The following is a 7,031-nucleotide window of genomic DNA, read 5'->3' as shown; positions in this document are numbered from 1 at the left end:
CCATTCGCGGCCTTGTGCCCGACCAATGTGCCTTCGGTGATGATCAAACCAACCCCGCCTTTGGCACGACGCGCATAATAGGCCGCGTTCAATTCATTTGGTACATTGCCGGGGGAATACTGACGCGTCATGGGCGCCATGACAATGCGATTTTTCAGAGTGAGGTTTCTGGACTCGAAGGGTTTAAACAAGGGGTTGTCGTTCATGTTATTCCTGTGCTTATAATTAAATGCCGGATAAACAACTTTGTTTTCCGGGATGACGATTATAGATTAATGTGTAAGTCGTTTAAGCAAAAAAACGCTATACCAACTTGTCTTTTGCGTACTGGTCATCACCATAAAACCATTGCAATACATTGTCTTCCCACAATTAGTAGTACATATCCTGGTTGAATACTAATAAGTGTAAATAAAATATAACCACTAGAAATGCTGGAAAAAGCTACATAGGATCAGCTTTGTTTGGCCTTTTCAAAAACGGGATAGCCAACAACGCGCCAAGCAGGTTCGCGACAATATCGATGGCGGTATTTTCGTAGCCGCCAACATTGGTTTCCGGCACCGTTAAAGTCGCGATAAACTCCACTATCTCGTTCAGCCCACCGATACCGGTTGCAGCCAATACAGTCAAAAACACTAAGGTTTTGTGTCCATTTTCAGGTTTGGCCACATGCATGACCACCGGCCACAACAACAGAGCCACTACGGTATAGCAATAAGCATGCACCACCTGATCATATTTCAAAATCTCATAAGGCTCGCCAATGATTGGGATCAGCACTTTGGAATACAAAACGCCATTCCCAACCGGCAGCAAACCACCAAGTATATGCATGATAATCCAGGCCACGAAGGCCCATAGCACACCCGACTTGAAATGATAGATCTTCTGGGTGCTGTGTAATAGCACCACCAGAACCAGAACGGCTGCCGCATAGATCATGAATTCGTAATTCTGACTGACCAAACTCCATACGACCAAGACGGCCGTCAGGAAGTAACCAATTAAATATTGTGGCTTCATGCGAATTAATTGAATGAACTAAGCGAGTATCCGCTTAACCAGTTTGTCTTTTGCGTTCTGGTCATCTCCATGCAACCATTGCAATACGTTGTCTTCCCACATGGCATCGTATTGATCCTGGTTTACGATATTTCGTTCCAGAGCGAGATCGAGCAATTTGCCCGGATAAGACGACTGATTCTCGCTTTCCATTTCACCAAGCGGGTATGGATCATCAAGCCCCATCACCACTTGTTGGGCACCCTGGTTCTCAACCAGTAATTTCAACGAGCCGGTGTCGTGTACCAAGGTATCGAAAAAGATATTTTTATGCCCAACCGCTTTACGCGGATGATGCTTGCCTTCGAACAGATCAGGGCGGCCGTCAAAACCCTGGATGCGTCTGCCCAGATTGATCTGTGACAATTGCCCGCCATGGGCAAAACACACCCGCATGTTCTGGTATTTTTCCTGGTATCCGTTAATGGTCAGAAAGTGATAAGCGTCGGCACATTGCGCCAGCATCCAGATCAAATGAAAACGCCAGCCGGTATTTTGCAGTTTTATGATTTTGTCGCCATCGTAAGGGTGCACTTCGAGGGCAAGATTGTATTTATCGGCGAGCTCGAAAATAGGCTCATTCTCTACGTCGAACACACAGCGCCACTCGCCAATACTGTCCATGAAGTGGGTTGGCAAACAGAGCAAACTCAGACCGCACTCTTCGACACAACGCTCGATCTCCCACATCGCACTGCGCACGAAACCGGGATGCACCACAAAACCACAGGTGAATTTACTCGGGTGATCGTGCTGTATTTTGGCATTGAAATCGTTCTGAAAACGCAAGGCTTTTTTCATTTCCTCAACCCGCAAGCCATTGCCATACAATTGCGAAAGGTTTAAAACCACGGCGTGATCAATGTTAAAGCGATCCATCCATTCGAGTTTTTCATCCAGAAAAAAACTGGAATCGGTAACCGGTCGTTTCCAGTCTTTTTGCAACATGTACTTGCGATCGTGGTCTACCCAGAAAATGCCGCGATCCTTCATGAAGGCCGGGATCTCTTCCGGGTAAGGAAGCAAGTGCGAATGGCCGTTGATACGTAATTTTCTTGTCATAGTGTTTACAAACTTTTGGTTCTGCCGCCATCGACCGGTAAATTCACGCCGTTGATATAAGCGGCGGCGGCACTGGCCAGAAAAGTCACCGCGTTGGCCACTTCGGAAGCCTCGGCAAAGCGCCTGGCCGGGATGGTATTTTGCATCGCGGCACTGGCCTGCTCGGGACTGATCCCGGATTTTTCAGCCTTGTTGCGAATGATGGAAAACAATCTTTCCGTCGCGGTGGCACCCGGCAAAACATTATTCACTGTTATACCGTATTGACCCAGTTCATTGGCTAAAGTTTTACTCCAGTTGGCTACTGCGCCCCGGATGGTGTTGCTCACGCCCAGGTTATCCAGCGGTTGTTTCACCGAGGTCGAGATAATATTGATAATGCGTCCGAACGCATATGCTTGCATCCCCGGCACCAGAGCTTGCACCAGCAAATGATTGCACAACAAGTGTTGCCGAAAAGCCGCATCAAATTCCTGCGCCCCGGCGTCAATCGCCCGGCCGCCGGGAGGCCCGCCGGTATTGTTCACCAGAATATGAAAACCAGGATGGTTTGAGAGATGTGTCTTGATGGTGGCTTCCACTTCCTGTGGACTGGAAAAATCGGCGACCAGGTAATTATGTGTACCGGTATGCTTGCCAGAAGTGGGCATTTCCGTGATCACGCTTTTCAGGGAATTCTCGTTGCGTGCCAGTAATGTGACGTTTGCACCCTGCTCGGCCAGCGCAATGGCACAGGCCTTGCCGATGCCCTGGGTGCTGCCGCACACCAGCGCGTGTTTATTCTCGAGATCTAATTGCATGTCAGTATTGTATACAAACGTTCTTGGGCTCGGTGAAAAAGCGCAAGGCCTCAAGACCACCTTCTCGCCCGACTCCGGATGCCTTGACCCCGCCAAACGGTACCCGTGGGTCGCGTAACATCCAGGTGTTCACCCAGACGGTTCCTGCTTGCAGATTTTTTGAGACCCGCAGCGCGCGATTGACATCGCGGGTCCAGATACTGGCGGATAACCCATAGCGCACATCGTTGGCCAATGCCACGGCCTCGGCCTCTGAAGCAAATCGACACAAGGTCACAACCGGACCGAATATCTCTTCCTGATTCAGTGGACATTGATTATCGTTAACCTCAATGATGGTTGGCTGCAAAAAATTTCCGTCTTCATGGCCTTTGGGATGCAGGCGCTTACCACCGAAAAGGATCTTGCCACCGAGTTCATCGGCGTGCTTGATGTAGTAATAGACTTTTTGTAAATGCTCTCTGGAAACCAGTGCGCCAATATCACTCTTTGCATCCAAAGGATCACCGACTGTTAATGCGCGGGTTCTTTCAATAAAATCGTATTTGAATTTATCGTACATGCTGTCGGCGATAAAAAACCGCGACCCGCACAAACAGATCTGACCCTGATTTTTAAACGCGGCATTAACGGCGGTATCCAGAGCTTTTTCATAATCGCAATCCGGGAAAATAATGTTCGGGTTTTTACCCCCAAGTTCGAGTGAGAGTTTTTTGAATTGACCAGCGGCCCGGGTAGCGATATCGGCGCCAGTGCTGGTACCTCCGGTGAACGAGATGGCTTTGATATCCCGATGCTCAACCAGAGCTTGCCCGACTGTATTGCCTTCTCCATGCACAATGTTCAACACACCTTTGGGTAGGCCCGCCTCGATACAAAGTTCGGACAAACGATAAGCAGTCATTGGTGTGATCTCGGAGGGTTTGGCGACCACACAATTTCCGGTGATCAATGCCGGCGCTATTTTCCAGGTGAGCAAATACAGGGGTAAATTCCAGGGCGAGATGCAGGCCACAACCCCCAAGGGTTCACGTAAGACCATGTTGACCGCAGACTGGGCAATATTCTCATGCGTTTCCGAAGAGAACATGGCAATCGCCTGGGCAAAAAAATGGAAGTTCTTAATTGCTCGCGGAATATCTACCGAACGCGCCAGACTGAGTGGCTTGCCATTGTCAATGCTCTCCAGTCTTGCTAACTCATCCGCGTGCTCTTCGATGAGACGTGCCAGTTTGAATAAATAGCCAGAACGCTCCTCTGTTGAGGATCTTGACCAGGCCGGGAAGGCTTGCCTGGCGGCTTGCACAGCTGCATGCACATCATTTGAATCGGAATTGGGTAACTGGCTGTAGACCTGGCCTGTGGCTGGATTGTAGTTGTCCAGCCATTGCTGTGATCCCGGATCAAGCAACTCGCCATTGATGTAATTTTTAAGAACTTGCATGCCAGTGTGATTCTATCGCGAATCCACTAACTATTTTTGTTTCTTGTACGCGACTGCTTTGATCTCGATCAGCAGATCCGGGTGCGGCAACTGGTGCACTGCAACGGTGGTACGCGCCGGGCCCGTTTCGGCATCAAAGTATTCTTTATAGGCCTCGTTATACCCCGCAAAATCATTCATGTTGACTAAGAAGGTACTGATCTCGACCACATTGGACAGGCCTGCCCCGACCGAGGCCAGGTTTTTGCCGATTGCCTCAAGCACGGCACGGGTCTGGACTTTTATGTCCAGAAGCCTGGTGCCCATGGCATCGACGCTTTCGACTCCGGCAATGCTGTTATCGGCTTGTCGTGCACTGGCGCCGGAGACAAAAATAAAATCACCCACTACTTTTACCAGTGGATAGGCCCCGCGTGGTGTCAGGATTTGTTCAGTCATGCTTTGGCCTCGGTATTGATAAATCGGGTCCCCGGTTTTGGCGGGTCCTCGGCGGCGCCGGCAAAACACTGGGCCTTAGACATCCAGTCTTTGGCGATCACGCCCTTTACATATAAATTGGTGTCTTTAATATTGCGGGTTTGTGTCACCACCTGGGCAAACTCTACCGCAAGACCACGAACAAACTCTTGCTCACTTTCCTCGCCAAAGGTCCAGGTTTTACCGCTGGGTGCGACTAAAGAGAGGTATGGCATTGGACCCGGCAGTTCTTCTCTGCGAATGCGATAGGTGTACGGGTATGTGATAACGCCAAGCACAACAATATTTTTAATCCGGTCGGTATTTTCACGCTCCACCCCCAGCACATCATAGATCTCTTGCCCATGCGCCCAGGTTTCCATTAGGCGTGCAGTAATTGAAGAACGCACACTCATGTCGGGGCCCGCCCATTTAACTCGTGCACCGGGGTCGGCACGTGCAAAGCGTTTGGCGATCTGGATAAAATCCTGTTTCCATAATTCAACCAGGGCAATGCCCTTGGTGTTTAAATAAATGCGTTCGAAGTCCTTTAATGTGCCATTGGCAGCAAAGATCTCATCGACTATTTGCATATACTCCTGAAACCCTTCCGGGTCATTCAGTGAGATACCGGCCGCCATATTCCATATCTGCAAATGAGCGATCACATCATTTATGGTCCAGTTTTTAAATGCGGTGACTTGTTCAAGTTGTTTTTCATCGAGATCTTTGACTAAATCATACAAAGCGAAACTTTCGTCTAGAAAGTCCCTAACCTGGGGGAATGGATGTTGGGTCTTGGTGGTCATTAATTATTTGTGTGTATTTACTTAAAACTATCTTTCGATCTACTTATGTATGCCCATTTGTTTGCAAATGATCTGCAACATCACTTCATCGGCTCCGCCACCAATCGATGCCAGGCGACCGTCGCGGTAAAAGCGTGAAACCAGATTATCCCACATATACCCCGCGCCGCCCCAATATTGCAAACAGGCATCGGATACTTGCCGGATCAAACGGCCGGATTTCAATTTGGCCATCGAGGCTTTAAGCATTACGTCTTCTCCACGTATATAGCTGCCTACACATTGATAGGCCAGCGCTCGTAAGGCTTCGATCTCGGTTTGTAATTCTGCCAGTTTGAATTGCACAGACTGATTATCTAATATAGCTTTATTAAATACCCGGCGTTCACGTGTGTAGTTAATGGTTTCCTGAATACACACTTCCATGGCTTTTAAATTTGCCACGGCTGCATACAAACGCTCTTCCTGGAACTGCTGCATTTGATAAATAAAACCCATGCCTTCAGCACCTATGCGATTTCGTTGCGGTACTCGAACATTATCCAGAAAAATCTGCGCGGTATCCGATGAGCGCATACCCAGTTTATCGAGTTTACCTGAAACACTCAGCCCCGTTGATCTGGTCGGCACAATGATCAAAGACTTGTTTTTATGTTTCAAGTCATCAGAAGTATTGGCCAGTAAACACAAATAATCGGCCTGAGTGGAGTTTGTGATCCACATTTTAGAACCATTGATCACATAATCATCGCCATCTTTTTTGGCTGTGGTTTTAATCGCGGCCACATCCGAACCGGCATGTGACTCACTCACCGCAATTGCAAAAACCGCATCGCCAGAAATAGCCTGGCTCAAGAACTCCCGACGTAATTCATCCGAGCCGTGCTTGGCAAGTGCCGGCGTGGCCATATCGGTCTGCACACCGATAGCCATTGGCACTGCACCACAACGGATCCGTCCCAATTCTTCAATGAACGCCAGTTGATAGGAATAATCCAGACCCATACCGCCAAAGACTTCGGGCTTGTTGATACCCAGGAAACCCAGATCGCCCATTTTTTTGAAGAGCTCATGCGCGGGAAAGATTCCGGCATCTTCCCAGTCATCCACATACGGATTGATCTCGGTATCAATAAATCGTGATACGCCAGCCTGGATAGCATGATGTTCTTGAGTAAAATGCATAGCTCAGCTCGTTTGGTGGGCCAGAAAAATAAATAACCATAATAAAGCAATCTTCATTAGAGTTCAGCTGTGTTGCAGACTATCTATTGAGCGAAAAAAAAGCCTGAACAGCAGGCATGGAACAAGCTTGGGAAATGCTGACAGTCATTAGACCATTTCGAGTTTTGACAAGCGTTGTGTGGTTGAGCCCGGGACCCAATTCTCGAAGTC

The 7,031-nt window shown here is 48.6% G+C and carries 8 protein-coding genes; all 8 read right to left on the bottom strand.

What is annotated here, in order from left to right; translation table 11 throughout:
• A partial coding sequence (locus tag HKN88_10735; GenBank protein ID NNC98532.1) for a 12-oxophytodienoate reductase occupies positions 1 to 206 on the bottom strand: 206 nt, incomplete at its 3' end.
• Between the two features lie 238 nt (positions 207 to 444).
• On the bottom strand, positions 445 to 1,026 hold the full coding sequence (locus HKN88_10730; GenBank protein NNC98531.1) for a DUF2238 domain-containing protein: 582 nt from the start codon (positions 1,024 to 1,026) through the stop codon (positions 445 to 447).
• An 18-nt stretch (positions 1,027 to 1,044) separates the two neighbouring features.
• A complete protein-coding gene (locus HKN88_10725; protein ID NNC98530.1) occupies positions 1,045 to 2,127 on the bottom strand; it encodes an amidohydrolase family protein in 1,083 nt (360 codons plus the stop codon).
• Between the two features lie 5 nt (positions 2,128 to 2,132).
• Positions 2,133 to 2,927: an SDR family oxidoreductase gene (locus HKN88_10720; protein ID NNC98529.1), complete on the bottom strand. Its 795-nt coding sequence runs from the start codon at positions 2,925 to 2,927 to the stop codon at positions 2,133 to 2,135.
• A gap of 1 nt (position 2,928) precedes the next feature.
• Positions 2,929 to 4,371, bottom strand: coding sequence for an aldehyde dehydrogenase (locus HKN88_10715; protein NNC98528.1), 1,443 nt, complete (start codon positions 4,369 to 4,371; stop codon positions 2,929 to 2,931).
• A gap of 30 nt (positions 4,372 to 4,401) precedes the next feature.
• On the bottom strand, positions 4,402 to 4,809 hold the full coding sequence (locus HKN88_10710) for a RidA family protein (GenBank protein NNC98527.1): 408 nt from the start codon (positions 4,807 to 4,809) through the stop codon (positions 4,402 to 4,404).
• The gene (locus tag HKN88_10705) at positions 4,806 to 5,636 is read right to left on the bottom strand and encodes a TIGR03084 family protein (GenBank protein NNC98526.1); all 831 of its coding nucleotides are present in this window, start codon (positions 5,634 to 5,636) and stop codon (positions 4,806 to 4,808) included. The genes HKN88_10710 and HKN88_10705 overlap by 4 nt, the downstream gene beginning before the upstream one ends.
• A 39-nt stretch (positions 5,637 to 5,675) precedes the next feature.
• Positions 5,676 to 6,821, bottom strand: coding sequence for an acyl-CoA dehydrogenase (locus tag HKN88_10700; protein NNC98525.1), 1,146 nt, complete (start codon positions 6,819 to 6,821; stop codon positions 5,676 to 5,678).
• Positions 6,822 to 7,031 lie beyond the last annotated feature (210 nt).

It is taken from the genome of Gammaproteobacteria bacterium (assembly GCA_013001575.1).
In the GTDB taxonomy this organism is placed as follows: Bacteria; Pseudomonadota; Gammaproteobacteria; order Steroidobacterales; family JABDMI01; genus JABDMI01.
The sequence above is the reverse complement of the archived record's forward strand: the minus strand, read 5'-3'. Positions and strand labels throughout refer to the sequence as shown.

Bases quoted from the DNA above. Each gene is read 5' to 3' on its own strand.
- HKN88_10705 (NNC98526.1), bottom strand. From the start codon at position 5,636: ATGACCACCAAGACCCAACATCCATTCCCCCAGGTTAGGGACTTTCTA.
- HKN88_10725 (NNC98530.1), bottom strand. From the start codon at position 2,127: ATGACAAGAAAATTACGTATCAACGGCCATTCGCACTTGCTTCCTTAC.
- HKN88_10710 (NNC98527.1), bottom strand. From the start codon at position 4,809: ATGACTGAACAAATCCTGACACCACGCGGGGCCTATCCACTGGTAAAA.
- HKN88_10715 (NNC98528.1), bottom strand. From the start codon at position 4,371: ATGCAAGTTCTTAAAAATTACATCAATGGCGAGTTGCTTGATCCGGGA.
- HKN88_10730 (NNC98531.1), bottom strand. From the start codon at position 1,026: ATGAAGCCACAATATTTAATTGGTTACTTCCTGACGGCCGTCTTGGTC.
- HKN88_10720 (NNC98529.1), bottom strand. From the start codon at position 2,927: ATGCAATTAGATCTCGAGAATAAACACGCGCTGGTGTGCGGCAGCACC.
- HKN88_10700 (NNC98525.1), bottom strand. From the start codon at position 6,821: ATGCATTTTACTCAAGAACATCATGCTATCCAGGCTGGCGTATCACGA.